Below are 15,888 nucleotides of genomic sequence, written 5' to 3'. Positions count from 1 at the left end.
CCCATTGCTGAGGATAGCGCTGGCTTTACAAGCTCAATCTCCATTGGCTGCCCGGTCCCGTCGAAGAATGACGCCAGTCCCACGGCAGCGGTCTTCATGTTCGTCTCTCCGGCTCTTGAAGCTGTCCGGTGTCGAGACGGGTCGAGGGGGTGCCGCCTTTCTCAAGCAGCACCCCAACATCGTTGCCGGCTACTCGGCCTTGGTGACCGGCGGAGGATTCCACTTCCCAGTCAGCGCTTCGCTTCTCGGCGCATAGAGCCGCATGGTCAGGTTGAACGGTCCCTTGGGTGCCGGAAGCCAATTCGCCTCCTTGTCCTTCCCCGGACTTTCGGTCTGGAAATATAGGTCGAGGGAGCCATCCTCGTTGAACGCGAAAGGCATCCAGCTCGACACTGCGAACCGATCGAGCGAGTTCGCGACCTGATACCCCTTCGGACCGTAGAGCGTGATCGACCAGAAGGCGTCGACAGGCGGGATCTCGTCCTTGTCGAAATGGATGGTGTAGGTGTTGGAGCCGTCGAGCGGCTTGTCATCCTTGTCGCCGATGTTCAGCGGATAGACGGCATCTTGCGGCAGATTGGCGCCGAGCCCCACCTGGGTGACGATAGCGCGCTTGAGGTAATAGCTGCCGTAAACGCCCATCGTATCGGTGTTCATCGACCACCCGTTCACGACATTCGCCAGCCGCGGAGTCTTCCAAGCCATCAGCTCCTGCGCGGCTTTCGGCGCCTGCTGGATGGCCTTCTTGACCACGGGATCGGCATTCTCGAAATCGAAGCTCTTCCCGCGCTCGATACCGAGACGCTCCATGCGTGACAGGATCGGCTGGTCGGTGAAGTGGGGCGGGTGCAGCTTCAGAAGCTCGGCTGCGTAGGTGAAGAAGGCATCGCCGGACATTGTGTCGACCTGCATCTTGGGGGGCGTCTTCATGTCCACGTTGGAGTCGATCTTCGTCGGGCTGGGCTTCCAGTCCGCGTTGCGCATCTCAGACAGAGGTTTCAGCGTCAGCCCGTCCTGGATCTTGTGGACGGCGCCGTAGTCAGAGGGACCGTCGGTTTTGATCCGCCCGATGATCCAGGCATAGGGCGTCGGCGCATCGACGCGCAGGGTGCCCTCCGGAAGCTCCAGCTTCTCCGCCAGGTCGTCACGCAGATCGGGCCGCCAGCCGGGCGGCGCAATCAGATAGGTCTGCGCCCCCGTGCCGGTGGTCCGCCAACCGGGCGAAGCGAACACGTCGGTCCACATGTCCAGGATTGGCATCAGGTAATAGCGTCCGCCGGTGTCGGGTACTGAGACGACCAGGGCTCCGTTGGTGAGATCCAGCCACGCAGACGAGTAGAGCGTGTCGAAATTCGGTCGCACCACGGTCTTCATCTCGGCAGTGGGATAGGCCGGGACATTGACGAAAACGTTCGCGGGTCCTTTGAACCCATCGACCTTCTCGACATTCGTGGACTGCAGACGAGTCAGGTCCATCGTGACCAGCGAATAGAAATAGAGATACGCCTCCGTCGCGATCGCGTTGGCGTCCTCCTGCGTCATCGCCTTGGCTGGGGTGACGGTCATGGCGACGGTCATAAAGGCGGCCAGAACGACGGCGGGCGCGACCGCGCTTCGAAGTGCCCGAAACGCGTAATCGATACTAAGCATGACGTTTCCTCCTGGTGGTGACGTGCCCTAGTACAAAAAGGCGCGGCGGTAGGTCCGGCGGGCGACGCCTGCGTAGGACAAGGGCGTCAGGGGCCGGCCGATGATGTCGATGAACACGGCGACTTCCGTCGCGGATTCCGGCATCTCGCCTTTAATCACCTTGACCGTGTAGCTGAGGCTATCGCCATCGAGCTTGGGATCCTGCAGCTCAACCACAGTCTGCTTTAGCTCTTTGCCCTCCAAAACGGAGATGTCGGCGTTGGGCGGGTAGGACTTGAAACTGTCGTCCCCCTCGCTCCAGAACGGCACGAACTTGGTCGTCTTCATATTACCCGCGATCCGCTCCGGACGATCAGTAAAAAATACTGTGACGGGACTGACGCCCTTAAGAGTAAGTCTATTGTCGGCGGCATCGTAACTCATGCTGTCGGCACTCTGGACGAATAGAAAATCGGCCTTCTTCGGCTCATCTGCCACAGCGGCCGCCATCCCGAGAAGAACGGCGGTGAGGGTAGCCGAAACGGCGATGCCGACTTGGACTCTGCTAGTCATTGGACACTCCCTAAGCTAAATTATTCGCCTAAAGCAGTGCGCCGAGGGACCCCTGGTGGTGCTCCCATCATGGAACCTGCGGTTGTGCTGCGGTGGCTAGGGACCATGAGCCAATGACTCCGACCAGCCATTTTGCGCCAGTCCCCCATCGGCTTTCGAGCGGCTCGCCCCTGGGCTCCACGCCGGTGATCTGCGTGGTTGCTCTCGCAGGGGTTCCGGCCTTCGTTCGCAATACATTTGGCGATGGCGTTCTTCAGCGGGCCAACGAGGCGGCGCTGCTCGATATCGAAGCGATCGAGGACCAGGATTGCTTCATTCCGCAGCTGACCATGACGACCTTCGCCGAGGCTGTCGCCAAGCAGGCAGGCGAGGAGTTCTTCGGCCTGAAGGTCGCCCCCGCCCTGTCCATCGCGAATTACGGTTGCTGGGGCCAATACATCCTGGGGGCCGTCACCCTCGGCGAGGCCCTGCAGCGGGCCGTCGCTACGGTCGGCTTTCACAGCAAAGGCGATGTGTTCTCGGTCGTCGTGGCGGACGAGCTGGTGCGCGTGAGCTACGGCAGCGCAGCGAAAGGCCAGCCCGGGTACCGGCACGTCGCTTGCGGCTCGGCCGGCGTGGTCCTCAGCATCTGCAAGCTGTTCCTGCCCGAACATTGGCGCCCGCTCCGCATCGAGCTCGACATTCCAAAGCCGAAGCGGCCACAGGACTTTGAGGACATCTTTCAGTGTCCCGTGGCGTTCGACGCCCAGGCCGTTTCGATCTGTCTGGAATCGCACCGGCTCGCCAGCGGACCTGCACGATGCACTCCCAGGGCCTTGATCACGCCGGAGGATCTGGCGAGGTCGCGCGTGGAATGCCTCACCCTCACCGGCCTGCAGGACATCATCGTGCAGCAGATCTGGTCTCAGGTTCTGTCAGGCCACGTTTCCATCGAGAGCGCTGCGCGATCCATCAATACGAGCGTGCGAACATTGCAGCGGGAGCTGCACCGCGAAGGAACCGACTTCCGAAGCATCTCCAACGCGATGCGAACGAAACGAGCGTGCGAGCTCTTACGCCAGACCGATGCCTCGATCACCGAGATCGCCACGGCGCTTGGCTATTCGGACTCGGCGCATTTCGCCCGCGCCTTCCGCCACGCCACCGGCATGGCACCCCAGGAGTACCGGCTGCTCGGCGCTACGGCGAATAACGGGCATGCCCGTAGCGACGTGGAAGACCAGCCTTCCCACCCATAGCCGCCCCCGATTTCAGGGACGCCCTCGTTTGGCCGCGAGCGCGTGCGATTTCAGGCGATGATTTCGCCTGCGCCGGTGCGGCAACGGTCTCTTGAATGGCGTCTCCCCAACGCCTACCTCGGGCTGCGCCCTCTAACTCGATCCGAAGATGCAAGAAGCCACCCTCCCCAGCGGTCAGAATGTTATCGAGCGGCTTCGCCGGCTCGTGGAGTCGCGGCGCTTCACCGGCTTCATCACCGCGGTCATCCTGTTCAACGCGGTGACCCTTGGCCTGGAGACCTGGTCTTATGCCATGGAGGTCGCAGGCGGGCTCCTCGTGGCCATCGACCGGATCGTGCTTGCGATCTTCGTGTTCGAGATGATCGCGAAGCTCCTGGTCTATCGCCAGGCCTTCTTCCGCAGCGGCTGGAATATCTTCGACCTCACCATCGTCGGCATCGCCCTCGTCCCGGCAGCCGGACCGCTGACCGTTCTCCGCGCCTTGCGCATTCTCAGGGTGCTTCGCCTCCTGTCGGTCGTACCCCAGATGCGGTCGGTCGTGGCAGCCCTGATCGGCGCGATCCCTGGCATGGGCTCCATCGCGGCCGTCATGTCGCTCATCTTCTATGTCGGCTCGGTCCTTGCGACGAAGCTGTTCGGCGCCGCGTTCCCGGACTGGTTCGGCTCCATCGGCGCATCGGCCTATTCGCTCTTCCAGATCATGACCCTGGAGAGCTGGTCCATGGGCATCGTGCGTCCCGTTATGGAGGTCTATCCGTGGGCCTGGCTCTTCTTCGTGCCCTTCATCCTCATCACGACCTTCGCCGTGCTGAACCTCGTCGTCGCCGTCATCGTCAATTCGATGCAGACCCTGCACGAAGCCGAGCAGAAGGAGGAGCGCGAGGCCGAACGGCAGATCGTCCATGAGGAGACGGCGGCGCTCACCGGCGAGGTTCGCGCCATGCGCCAGGAGCTGAGCGAGATCAAGGCCCTGCTGGGAGCCAAGGCCTAGGGGCGAGGTCTACCTGGAGAGCGCGTCTCCATGCTCCGCCCGTTAGAAAATCGACCAGCCCGCCCGCTCGGCAAGCCGCTCGAGCACCAGGGTCCCGACCAGCGAATTGCCCTGCTTGTTGAGCGCCGGCGACCAGACTGCGACCGAGGCGATGCCCGGCACGATGGCGAGCAGCCCGCCGCTCACGCCGCTCTTGCTCGGAAGGCCGACCCGGAACGCGAAATCTCCCGAGCCGTCATACTGTCCGCAGGTCAGCATAAGCGCATTGATACGCCGCGCCCGAAGCGTCGAGACGACGCCGGTATCGCGGTGGGTTACCCGGCCGCCCGTCGCCAGGAACAGCCCGGCCTTCGCCAGCTGCCGGCAATCCATGGCGATGGCGCATTGGTGGAAATACACGCCCAGCACAAGATCGACCGCATGCTCGATATTACCGAAGCCGAGCATGAAATTGGCCAGGGCGCGATTGCGATAGCCGTGCTCGGTTTCGGAACGCGCCACCACCGGATCGATGGCGATCGTCTCGTCATTGGCGATGAAGCGCACGAATTCGAGGATCTGGCCGATGGTCTCCCGGGGTTGATAGCCGGACAGCAGGATATCCGAGACCACCAGCGCGCCCGCGTTGATGAACGGGTTGCGTGGAATGCCGTGCTCGTGCTCGAGCTGGATGATGGAATCGAATGGCGTGCCCGAGGGCTCGCGGCCGACCCGGCGCCAGAGATCGTCACCGACCTTGCCGAGCGCCAGGGTCAGCGCAAACACCTTGGAGATGCTCTGGATGGTGAAGGGCTCCGCATCGTCACCGGTGCTGTAGACCCGCCCATCGACGGTCGCGACCGCGATGCCGAGATTGCGCGGGTCTGCTTTCGCGAGCTCGGGAATATAGTCGGCGACCTTCCCCTCACCGAGATAGGGCACGAACTCTTCGTGAACCGCCTCGATCAGCGGCTGGATCTCATCACCTTCAACCACGACACACCCAGTGCCGGCGCGACTTTGCGGCCGGTCTCGCAAATTCCGAATTGACGGCTGGCCACCGCATCGCGGTCAACAGGCCCTCGCCCCTCGCTGCAAGGTCCAACGTTTCGCGACGCGCATCAAGCGGGCGGTGCCGCGCCGCCCCGTTTTCTTGACGCCGCACCCCGGACAGGGGAGCATCTCCCAACGCTTGTCCCGTCGGATACCGGCCCCAGCTCAATCGCACCGTGAGATTATTGCTACTGACATTGCAGCGCATCGCCATCTTCGGCCTTGGCGCGCTCACGGTCTGGATGATCGTCTACGTCTTCAACTGGGCGGATTCCGATCTCCCCACGGTGCTCGCCCTGGCGATCACCTACGGTCTCGGAGCCTATGTGATCCTGCCCTACGCCGTGCGCATGGGTCTCAAGATCCAGCTGCGCAAACACGTTCCCCGCTACACCGTGACCGGAGACGGACTCCCCGGCGACCCCGTCAATCTGGCCCTGATCGGCACGGAGGACGAGCTGCGCGCCGCCTTCGGTGCGGCCGGATGGCACACCGCCGACCCTTTGGGCCTGACGAGTTCCCTGCACATGGCGCAGGCCTTCTTGCTCAACCGCCCCTACCCGACCGCGCCCTTCTCGACCCTCTACCTGTTCGGACGCGGCCAGGACCTCGGATTTCAGAAACCCATCGGCGACAGCCGCGCAAGCGCCATCACGTCCGCTTCTGGGCCAAGAGCCTCGCCGAGGTCACCGAGGCGGAAGCGGAGATCACGACCCCCGAGTTCTGGCTGAACACCGACCGTCCGAGGGCCGGCGCAGAACTGCTCTGGATCGGCGCCGGCACCCAGGACACCGGCTTCTCCGTCACCAAGCTTACCCTTCAGATCACCCACGCCACGGCATCCGACACCAACACCGAGCGCGACTTCATCATGGCCCAGCTTAAAGAGGCCCAGGCGATCGGCGAGGTGACGCTCTATGATGCGGGCGACAAGCTTCGCGTCGGCCCCGTGAACCACTACGTGACCGACGGCGACGTCGCCCTCGCCGATCTGAGCGGACAATCCTCCCAGTCCGGCGCCGGCGGCTGACGCGCCTCACCGCCGGTCCGCGGCCGGAACCTCAACGGGATGGGCGCGTTTGGAAAGCACACCAACAAGTTGATTTTCAGCAGTCGATCCGACCGTGCTCACCACACGACGTTTCATACCCCTTGTCATCATCGCCATCGGGCTGACCTTGTCCGGATGCGACGATTTCCCGAAGGATCCCGCCGAGACGACCGTTCAAATCCGGGACTCCGGCGAGATGCGCACGGGCCTGATCGCCGGCCGGGATCAGAACAATGCCGGGGAGAAGGCGCTCGCAGAATCGATCGCCAAATCGGTGGACGCGGCACCCAGCTTCGAAGAGGGCCCTGCCGAGATACTCGTCCCGAAGCTTGAGAAGGGTGAGCTGGACATCGTGATCGGCAGCTTCGCCAAGGCCACGCCATGGAAGAAGCATGCCGCCCTTTCCAAGCCTGTTGGCGGCGCCGCGGAGGACAGCGAGAAGCCGCAGCTCCGCGCCCTCGTCCGCAAGGGAGAGAACCGCTGGCTGATGCAGGTCCAGCGCCAGGTCAAGGCGGTCCCGGCTCAAACGCAGGGCGACGGTTCCCAACCTCACGTTTCGGAGACGGGGGAATAGCGATGAGCAAGCTGCCCGAGCCAATCCGCGACGACATCGCCCACGCCGTCCGTCTGGAGTGGTGGACGATATTCTGGCAGGTCACCATCGTGATCGTCATGGCGCTCGTCATGGGCTCCAGCCAAGCCATGAAGTCGGCCTGGGTTGAGGACACGCTCGGCCTCGTTCCCGCCGCCGTCTTCCTTCTGGCCCTTCACTTCGAGCGGAAATCGCCCACCCGCCGCTTTCCTTTCGGCTTCATGCGGGCCAACAGCCTCGCCTTCCTTATCGCCGCGACGGCCCTGTTCTTCATGGGCGGCTACCTGATCTATGACGCCGGCATGAAGCTTATCGCCCAGGAGCATCCGACTATCGGACCCATCGAGTTCTTCGGCGAAGAGATCTGGATGGGCTGGCTGATGATCGCAGCCCTGATCTATTCGGTGATCCCCCCGATCATTATCGGCCGCCTGAAGCAGCCCGTTGCCCGGAGGCTTCACGACAAGGTGCTGTTCACGGACTCTCTCATGCAGAAGGCCGACTGGATGACAGGGCTGGCTGCGACCCTCGGCATCCTCGGCGTCGGCTTCGGCTTCTGGTGGGCCGACTCGGTCGCCGCCCTCGTTATCTCGGTCGACATCGTTCATGACGGCTTCCGCGCCTCGAAGATCGCCACGGCGGAGCTGATCGACGGCGCGCCACGCAAGATCGACAGCGACGAGATCGCCGACGAGGCGGAGGCATTGAAGAAGAAGCTGGAGGACAAATTCCCGGAGGCCACCGTCCGCCTTCGCGAGACGGGACGCTACATCGCCGCGGAAGTCACCGGCGTCAAACCGCCCGACAACCCTCCCACCCGCGAGGAGCTTTGGCCCGGCAAGAAGCAGGAAGCTTGGCGCTTCGCCCTTCTCAGCTTCGCGGAGTAGCAGCCGTAACACTTCATTAACTGTAACAGGATGTGAGTTGCTGCCCCCGGTGCCTTCGTGCAGAAATCCGGCTCGGTAAAGAGAAATCCCCAACATCGGCTGAAACGCTCACCCCATTGACAGGGTGTGCGCCCCCACGAGGGAAGAGCCGGCGAATGGGGCTCGGAAACGGATAGGCACGGGTGGCGCATGTCGGACACGCAGGATCTCACACGACCGGACAATCGAAGCGAGGGAGGCACTGCGGTGCCGCGCGTAGCTGTGATCGGCTGCGGCGCCTGGGGCAAGAACCTCATCCGCAACTTCGCCGATCTCGGGGCCCTGGAGGCCGTTATCGACCATTCGCCCGAGACCGCTGCCGCCTTCGCCGAGAAGCATGACGCCCGGGTCCTCGACTACGATGCGGCCCTTGCGGACGAGACCATCGACGGCATCGTGGTCGCCGTGCCCGGCGACGTGCATTACGACATCGCCAAGCGCGCCCTGCAGGCCGGCAAGCATGTCTATGTCGAAAAGCCCCTGACCCTTCGCTTGGACGAGGCGGAGGAGCTGGCCGCCCTGGCGGAAGAGAAGGGCTTGGCCCTCATGGTCGGGCATCTGCTGCAGTATCACCCGGTCTTCCAGACTCTCCGTCAACTGGTGGAGGACGGTCGCCTCGGCGAGCTGCGGTACGTCTATTCCAACCGCCTCGCCCTGGGTCGCATCGTGCGCGACCAGAACGCCCTCTGGGACCTGGCGCCCCACGACATTTCCATGGTGCTGTCACTGATGGGCGCGGAGCCGGACGAGGTCGATGCCTTCGGCGCCTGTCATCTGAAGCCCAATGTCGCCGATACGGCCACGCTCCATCTGAATTTTCCGGGCGAGCCCCGGGCCCAGATCTTCGTGTCCTGGTTCCACCCTTTCAAGGAGCACAAGCTCGTGGCCATCGGCACCGAGGGCATGGCGGTCTTCAACGATGGCGAGGCATGGGACGACAAGCTCCTGCTCTACCCCCACGGCCTCACCTGGGACGGGGAATTGCCCGTTCCGGACAAGGCCGAGGCCGAGCGCGTGGCCGTGCCACAGGCCGAGCCCCTGAAGGAAGAGTGCCGCCACTTCCTAGACTGCATCGCCACGGGCGCCACGCCCCGCACCGATGGGCGCGAGGCGCTGCGGGTCCAGAGGGTGCTGGAGAAGGCCTCTCAGGACCTCACGGCACGCGGGATCGAAGGCTGAGCCGCCGTCCCCGGCGGCTCATGACGCCCTAGCCGCGCTTCTCCATCAGGATCGCCTTGAAGTTGTCGTACAGCTTCCGCGCATCGCCGTTGAACTGCGGCAGCTTCTCGGCCACCTTCGCCCTCAAGCCGTCCACTGCGCCTTTGCCGAAGCTCTGCTCCAAAGCTGCAGCGTATTCCGGCACCGCCGCCCACTGGTCGACCGTGTCCTCCGTGATCTCCACATGGCATTGCAGCCCGAACGCGCAATCGCCGTAACGGAAGATCTGGATCGGACACACGGGGGATGACGCGAGCACTTCCGCCTCCGGCGGCAGTGATTTCACCTCGGCCCCGTGCCATTGCAGGGACTCGATCTTCTCGGGGAGACCTTTCAGGAACCGCGACTCCCTGCCGGCTTCGGTCTTATCGACCGTCAGCACGCCGACTTCGGGTTTATCGCCAGGGCCGACCTTTCCGCCCACAGCATCGGCCAGGAGCTGGTGGCCCAGGCACATGCCGAGATAGGGCCGCCCCATCTCTTTCACGAATTTCCGGATCGCCGCCTTCTCGGGCACGAACCACGGGTATTCCTCTTCCTGCCAGGTGTCCTGGGGGCCGCCCATCACCACCATGAAATCGAACGGCTCAAGATCGGGGATCGTCTCCCCCTCGTCCAGCTCCACCGTCGTGAGCTCGAATCCGTCCTCGGCAAAGAAGTCCAGGAAGATGCCGGGATGCTCGATTTCGAGATGCTGCAATACGAGAACTTTCATTCTTCCTCCGCGATCTGGGGTGTCTGAAAAGGCCGGCGCACCTAGTCAGGCACTCTGCCCGGTTGGTCCTTGCCCGGCTAGCGACCTATGCGGGAATGAGCTCGGCCGCCACGCCGTGAACCGCCGTGCTTTCGGCGACATCGGCCTTGAGCCCGATATTGAGCACGTTGACGTTGGCGTCCCTGTGGGACCGGCCCAGCCAGCGCCCCTTGTAGACCAGCGCGACGCCTTCCGGCACGGCATCCGACACGGCGGCCTCCAGGGCGACCGCGCCGGTCTCGTTGCGCAGCATGACCCGGTCGCCGTCCTTCAGCCCGCGCCGTTCCAGCTCCGACGCGGCAAGGAAGCATTTCGCCGCGCCCATCCGGGACTGGATCTTGCGGTCGTTGCAATAGGTGGAGTTCATCAGCCAGGGCGAGGCGGGCGACAGCACCCGCAGCCAGCCCTCCCGGCTTTCCTCGTCCGCATGAGGCTCGGGTACCAGCGGCTGACCCATCTGCTGAAGACTTTCGCACGCCACTTCGATCTTGCCCGAGGGCGTGGCAAATTCCAGCGACTCGAACTGGATCGGCGGGTTGTCGAACAGACGCACGGTGCCCGCCGCCTGCAGATCCTCGAAATCCCCGTCGTAGCTGGTCTGGCTCATCAGCCGGTCGATGATCGAACGGTCGCTCTCGTAGAGCGCAGGCTCCTCATATCCCATCCGCCGCGCCAGCCGCCGGAAGATCTCCTGATTGGGCAACGACTCGCCGAGCGGCGGGATCGCGCCCGTCTGGGCCGACATTGTGTTGTTGAAATAGGGAAAGATCAGATCGTCGAACTCGAAGAAACTCGCTGCCGGCAGCACGTAGTCGGCATAAGCCGCCGTATCCGTGAGAAACAGATCGCTCACCACGGTGAACAGATCCTCGCGCGAAAGCGCCGCCCGCAGCTTCGACTGGTTCGGGCTCGATGCAAGCACGTTGTTGTTCCAGGTGAACAGCGCAGAGGCGCGCGCCGGGTCGGCCAGGGTGTCCGCAAGATCGATATGGCTGATGCTGGAGCCGCCATCGCTGCGCAGCTCCTCGCCGGTAATAAAGTCCATATCCACGCCGCGCGTCTCCGGCCCGTTCATGTAGCAGAAGCCCGCACCCTTCCGGCCGAGATAGCCGGTCGCCACGCTGAGAAGGGCGGCGGAGCGGAAGGCATTACCGCCGCGTGGCTGGCGCTGCATGCCCTGGCCCAGCCACAGCAGCGCAGGACCGGTGCCGAACTGCATCGCCGCGTCTTCGATGAGACCGGCCGGAACGCCGGTCTTCGCTGCCGTCACATCGGGCGTCGCCGCATCGATGGCCGGCTCCACCAGATCGAAGCCGACCGTGTGCGCATCGAGGAAAGCCCGGTCGAGCAGCCCTTCGCGCTTGATCACATGCAGCAGACCGAATGCCAGTGCCGCATCGCTGCCGGGCCTGAGCTGCAGATAGAGATCGGCGGCCTGGGCCGTCTCGTGGGCGATCGGATCGATGACGATCACCTTGGCCTGGCTGGAGCCGATCCAGTCGCTATGCATATGGGGCGCGGTGCTCGACGGATTGCCGCCCCAGATCAGTAGCGTCTTGGCATGCGCGATTTGCTCGGGATCGAACCCGGTAAGCGATGTGCCGAACATATGCTCGAGCACCACATGTCCGGCCTTGTTGCAGATCGTATCGGGATCGACCTCCGTCGCACCGAGCCGGTTGAAGAACCGCATGGGAAACCAGCCGGCGATCATCGAAACCGTGCCGGTGTAATGGGTATGCAGGATCGTGGAGGGATCGCGGTTGGACAGCATCTTCTCCAACCGCTTGGCGATATCCGACAGGGCGTAGTTCCAGGTGACGGCCTGAAAGGCCGCGTCGCCCTTCTTCCCCACCCTCTTCATGGGAAAGGCGAGCCGCTGGCCGGGATCGAGGAACGCGCCGTTATAGGCGATGGCGCATTTCTGGCAGAGGGAACCGCGGGTGACGGCGTGGTCGGGATCGCCCTTCACCTTGTGGATCTCACCCTCGCGCACCACCACGCTGATCCCGCACGCGTCGTAACAATCCCGCGGACAGGTGGTCTTGATCTCGATATCGCCGGCAACGTCCATGACCGCACATCTCCCAGAATTCCTCATCGCAACGCGGAGAGCATAGGGCTAGATTGGTCTGGTCGACCCAGCCACTTAGATCGCTTACGGCAGACCGCTTATGCGTCCCACACCGGCAACGCTGATCACGCTTCTGGAGCAGGAAGACAGCCATGGCGGGCTGCTGACCCTCCGACTCCAGAACGCCCTGCGCCGCCTCATCGCCGAAGGTCACATCCCGCCGGGAGACAGGCTTCCATCCAGCCGGCTTCTGGCGCACGAGGCCGGCGTGTCCCGTGATACCGTGGAGAGCGCCTATCAGCAGTTGGAGCTGGAGGGGTATCTCCAGCGCAGAAGCGGCAGCGGCACCTTTGCCGCCGAGACGGACCATGCCTTCCCGCTTCACAAGATGGACCGCAAGCGCGCGAACACCCCGATCACCGCGTCTGCGCTATCGGCACGCGGGCGTGAGGTCGCCCGCTCGGGCGGCGTCCAGGATCACAACGACGCCCATCCTTTCGTGATCCTGCCCGACGTCGAGCAGTTCCCCTCCGCGATCTGGAGATCGCTCACCAATCGTGTCTTGAGCGATATCTCCCCACGGCTTCTTTACGCGGACGCGCAGGGTCTGCCCGAACTTCGCAGTGAGATCGCCCGCTACCTCGCCACCCATCGCGGTGTCACCTGCCGGCCGGAGCAAATCCTCATCCTGAACAGCTCCCAGCAAGCGCTAGGCCTGATTGCCACCCTGCTGCTGGAGCCGGGCGATACGCTCGCCTTCGAGAACCCCGGCTTCCATGGCGCTCGCCTCGGCTTCGAGGGCGCCGGGCTGAGGTTTGCTCCCGTCCCGGTCGATCGGGACGGCCTGAGAACAGACCGTCTCACGGAAAGGGCTGCGGGGGCGAAGGCGGTCTATGTCACGCCCTCCCATCAATATCCCACGGGCGCCACACTGAGCCTGGAGCGGCGCCTGGCGCTTATCCACTGGGCGAACGAGAACGGAAGCTGGATCATCGAGGACGATTACGACAGCGAGTTCCGCTACGACAGCCGCCCCATCTCCGCCATTCAGGGGCTCGATCCGTCAGGCCGCGTGCTCTATCTCGGCACGTTCTCAAAGGTGCTGTTCCCGTCCTTGCGGATCGCCTATCTCGTCCTCCCCGAGAGCCTGATGCCCGCCTTCGTGGCCGCCCGCAGCCTGATCGACGGGCATACCGCAACGCTTCCCCAGGCGGTCCTGTCCCGCTTCATGAGCGAGGGCCATTTCACCGCCCATATCCGCCGCATGCGCGACCTTTATCGCGGCCGCCGCGATGCGTTCCTCACCGCGTTCGAGAAGCATCTCGCGCCATACGCCCAAGCCCAGCACCCGGCCGGCGGGCTCCATATCGCAGCCTATTTGAGAAATGGGCTCGACGAAGCCGAGACCGTGAAGGCGGCAGCAGCGGAGAAAATCGAATTACCCACCCTGGGCCGCCTCTATTTCGGCAGGACCGGCGCCCGAAAGAGTGGCTGGCTGCTCGGCTTCGCCGCGCTGAGCCCCCACCGGGCCGAAGCCGCCATGCGCCGCCTCGCGCGAGCCTTGAAGGCGCTCGGCTGAACCCGCGGGCCGACCTGCGCCTTCGTCACGCCTTGCCAAGGCTTGGCCTTTCCGTCACTTCTGCCTGCACGTTTTCAGGATTGTATTTCACGGGGGTGGGCGATGGCCTGGCTTGCACTTGTCGGAGCGGGATTGATCGAGATCGGTTGGGCATGGGCGATCAAGGAGTCGAACGGCTTCACGCGGCTGATACCCAGCATCATCGTCTTGGTGACGATCGCCCCTTCGGTCTTCCTGCTCTCCTACGCCATGAAGTCCCTGCCCCTCGCCACCAGCTATATCGCTTGGACGGGGATCGGCGCGTTCGGGACATTTCTCATCGGAACGTTGGTTCTCGGCGAAACCCTCACGCTCTACCGGGCGCTTAGCGCCCTCCTGATCCTTTGCGGCCTCATCGGCCTGAAGCTCGCTTCCCCCGATTGAGGCACAAAAGAAAGGGCCGGCCCGGAGGCCGACCCTTCTTGAAATCCTCGTACGATCCGAGGCCTGGCTTGCGGCGTCTTATTTGGCGTCCGCAAACTCGCCTTTGATCTTCTCCCAACGCTCCTTCGCCATCTGCGGCGGCTCGAAGCTCTCGACCTGATCGGCGTTCTCCGGATCGCCGGCGACGATCAGCATCATCATGCCCATCATGTAGTGCGGGAGGCATTTCACGCCGTAAACACCCGGCTTCTCGACCTTGTAGGTCACTTCCTGGCTGATCTCGCCTTTGAAGTCCTTGGCGCCTTCAGGCCAGATTTCCGAGAGCGTCTGGGCGTTATGGCCGGCATCGACGGGGTGGAAGGTGACCGTGTCGCCAACCTCGACCTTGAGCACTTCCGGCTTGAAAACCATGTACTGACCGTCGCCGCCGTCATTCAGCATCTCGACCTTGTGGTCGGCGGCGGAAGCGACGCCCGCGCTGAGACAAACCATCGCGAAGGCCGCGAATACGGCGGTGGTGAAGCGTGAAATCATACCGTTTCCTTCCCTTATTGGACCCGATGGGATCCGAATTGTTGACTGTGAAAGTAAGATTTTAAAGGCGTCGCCTGTCAATGAGACAATCGGCGCGCCAGCGTAACTCTCACGTTCAAATACAAGCTGCACTAGGCGTGGCTTGGAATGCGGCAAACGAGGGCTGGGTTCCAAGGCAATTGTGTGGCCGAAGGCGTATCCCAGTGATTCCGCGGACCGGTCGCACCGCGCTGCGACCGAATGCAGCAGGCTGCCCTGGAACACAGCGGAGATAAGCGGGTTCGCTCTCCAAAGAGAATCCCCCGGCCCGCGGGCCGGCAGGGCCGCTTTACAAGCCGAGGCCATGGTCTCGATTGAAAGCCGCCCATCGGACGAGTGCCGGAAGAACCTTCTATGCGTTCCAACTTCCGAGATCGCGCGTTCTGCAGCTTAGCTGTCCTCCTGCTGATGGCCACCCCCCGCCCGGCCGCCGCGGCCGGGACGATGCGGGTCTGCGCCGACCCCAATAACCTGCCCTACTCCAAGAAGGACGGCTCAGGCTTCGAGAACAAGATCGCCGAGATCCTCGCTGACGAGATGGGCGCGAAGCTTCAGTATTATTGGCTGCCCCAGCGCAGGGGATTTATGCGCGAGACCATCAATGCCGGCCGGTGCGATGTGGTGATGGGCGTGCCCTCCGCCATGCGCAGTCTCGAGACCACGCGGCCCTACTATCGATCGTCCTATGTCTTTCTGCAGCGCAAGGACGAACCGACGATCCGCACCTACGACGACCCCGCCCTGAAGAAGCTCAAGATCGGCGTCCAACTCATCGGCGAGGACGGGCTGAACACCCCGCCCGTCCATGATCTCGGAAGTCGGGGTATCGTGGAGAATGTCGAGGGCTATCTCGTCTACGGCGACACCGAGAGCAAGACCCCGCTATCGCCCGTCGTCGATGCGGTGGCCAACGGCGATGTGGACGTGTCGATCGTCTGGGGTCCGATTGCGGGCTACTACGCCATGCACGAGCCGGTGCCCCTGAAGCTGACCCCGGTTCTCATCGACCCGACCCAGCCCGTTCTCCAGATGGCTTACGGGATCTCCGTCGGCACGCGTCATACCGATATGGATCTCTATAACGATCTCTCCCAGGCGCTGCGTGAACGCAAGGACGAGATCGACGCCGTGCTGGCGGATTACGGGGTGCCGCGGATCGACAAGTCGAGCATTTCCGAGAAGTGACGGAGACGCCGCGTAGCAGCGCGACCGGGAATATGAAACTGGCGAAAAGG

Annotated in this window: 14 protein-coding genes and 1 pseudogene; 9 read left to right on the top strand and 6 right to left on the bottom strand. The window is 63.5% G+C overall.

Annotated elements, in window-relative coordinates:
- Nucleotides 1-189: 189 nt before the first annotated feature.
- Together A7A08_RS14195 and A7A08_RS14190 are read right to left on the bottom strand one after the other, a co-directional pair.
- The gene (locus A7A08_RS14195; protein WP_069096127.1) at nucleotides 190-1,650 is read right to left on the bottom strand and encodes a DUF1254 domain-containing protein; all 1,461 of its coding nucleotides are present in this window, start codon (nucleotides 1,648-1,650) and stop codon (nucleotides 190-192) included.
- Nucleotides 1,651-1,677: 27 nt separating this feature from the next.
- The gene (locus tag A7A08_RS14190; protein ID WP_208430648.1) at nucleotides 1,678-2,202 is read right to left on the bottom strand and encodes a hypothetical protein; all 525 of its coding nucleotides are present in this window, start codon (nucleotides 2,200-2,202) and stop codon (nucleotides 1,678-1,680) included.
- A gap of 113 nt (nucleotides 2,203-2,315) precedes the next feature.
- Here A7A08_RS14190 and A7A08_RS14185 point away from each other — a divergent pair, with 113 nt between their 5' ends.
- Together A7A08_RS14185 and A7A08_RS14180 are read left to right on the top strand one after the other, a co-directional pair.
- The gene (locus A7A08_RS14185) at nucleotides 2,316-3,440 is read left to right on the top strand and encodes an AraC family transcriptional regulator (RefSeq protein ID WP_083226814.1); all 1,125 of its coding nucleotides are present in this window, start codon (nucleotides 2,316-2,318) and stop codon (nucleotides 3,438-3,440) included.
- Between the two features lie 148 nt (nucleotides 3,441-3,588).
- Nucleotides 3,589-4,431 (top strand): ion transporter, encoded by an 843-nt coding sequence (locus A7A08_RS14180; protein ID WP_069096125.1) that lies wholly within the window; start codon nucleotides 3,589-3,591, stop codon nucleotides 4,429-4,431.
- Nucleotides 4,432-4,473: 42 nt separating this feature from the next.
- Here A7A08_RS14180 and A7A08_RS14175 read toward each other — a convergent pair whose 3' ends face one another.
- The gene (locus tag A7A08_RS14175) at nucleotides 4,474-5,388 is read right to left on the bottom strand and encodes a glutaminase (protein ID WP_425349036.1); all 915 of its coding nucleotides are present in this window, start codon (nucleotides 5,386-5,388) and stop codon (nucleotides 4,474-4,476) included.
- A 317-nt stretch (nucleotides 5,389-5,705) separates the two neighbouring features.
- Here A7A08_RS14175 and A7A08_RS17670 point away from each other — a divergent pair.
- The 4 genes and pseudogenes from A7A08_RS17670 (at nucleotide 5,706) to A7A08_RS14155 (ending at nucleotide 9,211) form a co-directional block, all read left to right on the top strand.
- Nucleotides 5,706-6,493, top strand: a pseudogene (locus A7A08_RS17670) (LssY C-terminal domain-containing protein).
- 94 nt (nucleotides 6,494-6,587) lie between these two features.
- Nucleotides 6,588-7,088 carry a hypothetical protein gene (locus A7A08_RS16055; RefSeq protein WP_069096123.1) on the top strand — a complete coding sequence of 167 codons (501 nt, stop codon included), beginning with the start codon at nucleotides 6,588-6,590 and terminating at the stop codon, nucleotides 7,086-7,088.
- 2 nt (nucleotides 7,089-7,090) lie between these two features.
- Entirely contained in the window at nucleotides 7,091-7,993 is a 903-nt protein-coding gene (locus A7A08_RS14160) for a cation diffusion facilitator family transporter (RefSeq protein ID WP_069096122.1), read from the top strand.
- Between the two features lie 189 nt (nucleotides 7,994-8,182).
- Nucleotides 8,183-9,211: a Gfo/Idh/MocA family protein gene (locus tag A7A08_RS14155; RefSeq protein ID WP_069096121.1), complete on the top strand. Its 1,029-nt coding sequence runs from the start codon at nucleotides 8,183-8,185 to the stop codon at nucleotides 9,209-9,211.
- Between the two features lie 28 nt (nucleotides 9,212-9,239).
- Here the strand turns inward: A7A08_RS14155 and A7A08_RS14150 are convergent, their stop codons facing one another.
- The gene (locus A7A08_RS14150) at nucleotides 9,240-9,965 is read right to left on the bottom strand and encodes a type 1 glutamine amidotransferase (protein WP_069096120.1); all 726 of its coding nucleotides are present in this window, start codon (nucleotides 9,963-9,965) and stop codon (nucleotides 9,240-9,242) included.
- Nucleotides 9,966-10,050: 85 nt separating this feature from the next.
- A complete protein-coding gene (locus A7A08_RS14145) occupies nucleotides 10,051-12,078 on the bottom strand; it encodes a molybdopterin-containing oxidoreductase family protein (protein ID WP_069096119.1) in 2,028 nt (675 codons plus the stop codon).
- 100 nt (nucleotides 12,079-12,178) lie between these two features.
- Here A7A08_RS14145 and pdxR point away from each other — a divergent pair, with 100 nt between their 5' ends.
- Together pdxR and A7A08_RS14135 are read left to right on the top strand one after the other, a co-directional pair.
- A complete protein-coding gene (gene pdxR / locus A7A08_RS14140) occupies nucleotides 12,179-13,657 on the top strand; it encodes a MocR-like pyridoxine biosynthesis transcription factor PdxR (RefSeq protein WP_069096118.1) in 1,479 nt (492 codons plus the stop codon).
- Nucleotides 13,658-13,759: 102 nt separating this feature from the next.
- Entirely contained in the window at nucleotides 13,760-14,080 is a 321-nt protein-coding gene (locus A7A08_RS14135; protein ID WP_069096117.1) for an SMR family transporter, read from the top strand.
- A 78-nt stretch (nucleotides 14,081-14,158) separates the two neighbouring features.
- Here the strand turns inward: A7A08_RS14135 and A7A08_RS14130 are convergent, their stop codons facing one another.
- Nucleotides 14,159-14,614, bottom strand: coding sequence for a pseudoazurin (locus tag A7A08_RS14130; protein WP_069096116.1), 456 nt, complete (start codon nucleotides 14,612-14,614; stop codon nucleotides 14,159-14,161).
- Between the two features lie 447 nt (nucleotides 14,615-15,061).
- Between A7A08_RS14130 and A7A08_RS14125 the strand changes: the two genes are divergently transcribed.
- The gene (locus A7A08_RS14125; RefSeq protein ID WP_245290954.1) at nucleotides 15,062-15,838 is read left to right on the top strand and encodes a substrate-binding domain-containing protein; all 777 of its coding nucleotides are present in this window, start codon (nucleotides 15,062-15,064) and stop codon (nucleotides 15,836-15,838) included.
- Nucleotides 15,839-15,888 lie beyond the last annotated feature (50 nt).

This window comes from Methyloligella halotolerans, assembly GCF_001708935.1.
GTDB lineage: Bacteria > Pseudomonadota > Alphaproteobacteria > Rhizobiales > Methyloligellaceae > Methyloligella > Methyloligella halotolerans.
Note: the sequence above shows the minus strand (reverse complement) of the source record. Positions and strands in the feature narration are given on the sequence as shown.

Bases quoted from the DNA above. Each gene is read 5' to 3' on its own strand.
- A7A08_RS14195 (WP_069096127.1), bottom strand. From the start codon at position 1,650: ATGCTTAGTATCGATTACGCGTTTCGGGCACTTCGAAGCGCGGTCGCG.
- A7A08_RS14190 (WP_208430648.1), bottom strand. From the start codon at position 2,202: ATGACTAGCAGAGTCCAAGTCGGCATCGCCGTTTCGGCTACCCTCACC.
- A7A08_RS14185 (WP_083226814.1), top strand. From the start codon at position 2,316: ATGACTCCGACCAGCCATTTTGCGCCAGTCCCCCATCGGCTTTCGAGC.
- A7A08_RS14180 (WP_069096125.1), top strand. From the start codon at position 3,589: ATGCAAGAAGCCACCCTCCCCAGCGGTCAGAATGTTATCGAGCGGCTT.
- A7A08_RS14160 (WP_069096122.1), top strand. From the start codon at position 7,091: ATGAGCAAGCTGCCCGAGCCAATCCGCGACGACATCGCCCACGCCGTC.
- A7A08_RS14155 (WP_069096121.1), top strand. From the start codon at position 8,183: ATGTCGGACACGCAGGATCTCACACGACCGGACAATCGAAGCGAGGGA.
- A7A08_RS14150 (WP_069096120.1), bottom strand. From the start codon at position 9,965: ATGAAAGTTCTCGTATTGCAGCATCTCGAAATCGAGCATCCCGGCATC.
- A7A08_RS14145 (WP_069096119.1), bottom strand. From the start codon at position 12,078: ATGGACGTTGCCGGCGATATCGAGATCAAGACCACCTGTCCGCGGGAT.
- pdxR (WP_069096118.1), top strand. From the start codon at position 12,179: ATGCGTCCCACACCGGCAACGCTGATCACGCTTCTGGAGCAGGAAGAC.
- A7A08_RS14135 (WP_069096117.1), top strand. From the start codon at position 13,760: ATGGCCTGGCTTGCACTTGTCGGAGCGGGATTGATCGAGATCGGTTGG.
- A7A08_RS14130 (WP_069096116.1), bottom strand. From the start codon at position 14,614: ATGATTTCACGCTTCACCACCGCCGTATTCGCGGCCTTCGCGATGGTT.
- A7A08_RS14125 (WP_245290954.1), top strand. From the start codon at position 15,062: ATGGCCACCCCCCGCCCGGCCGCCGCGGCCGGGACGATGCGGGTCTGC.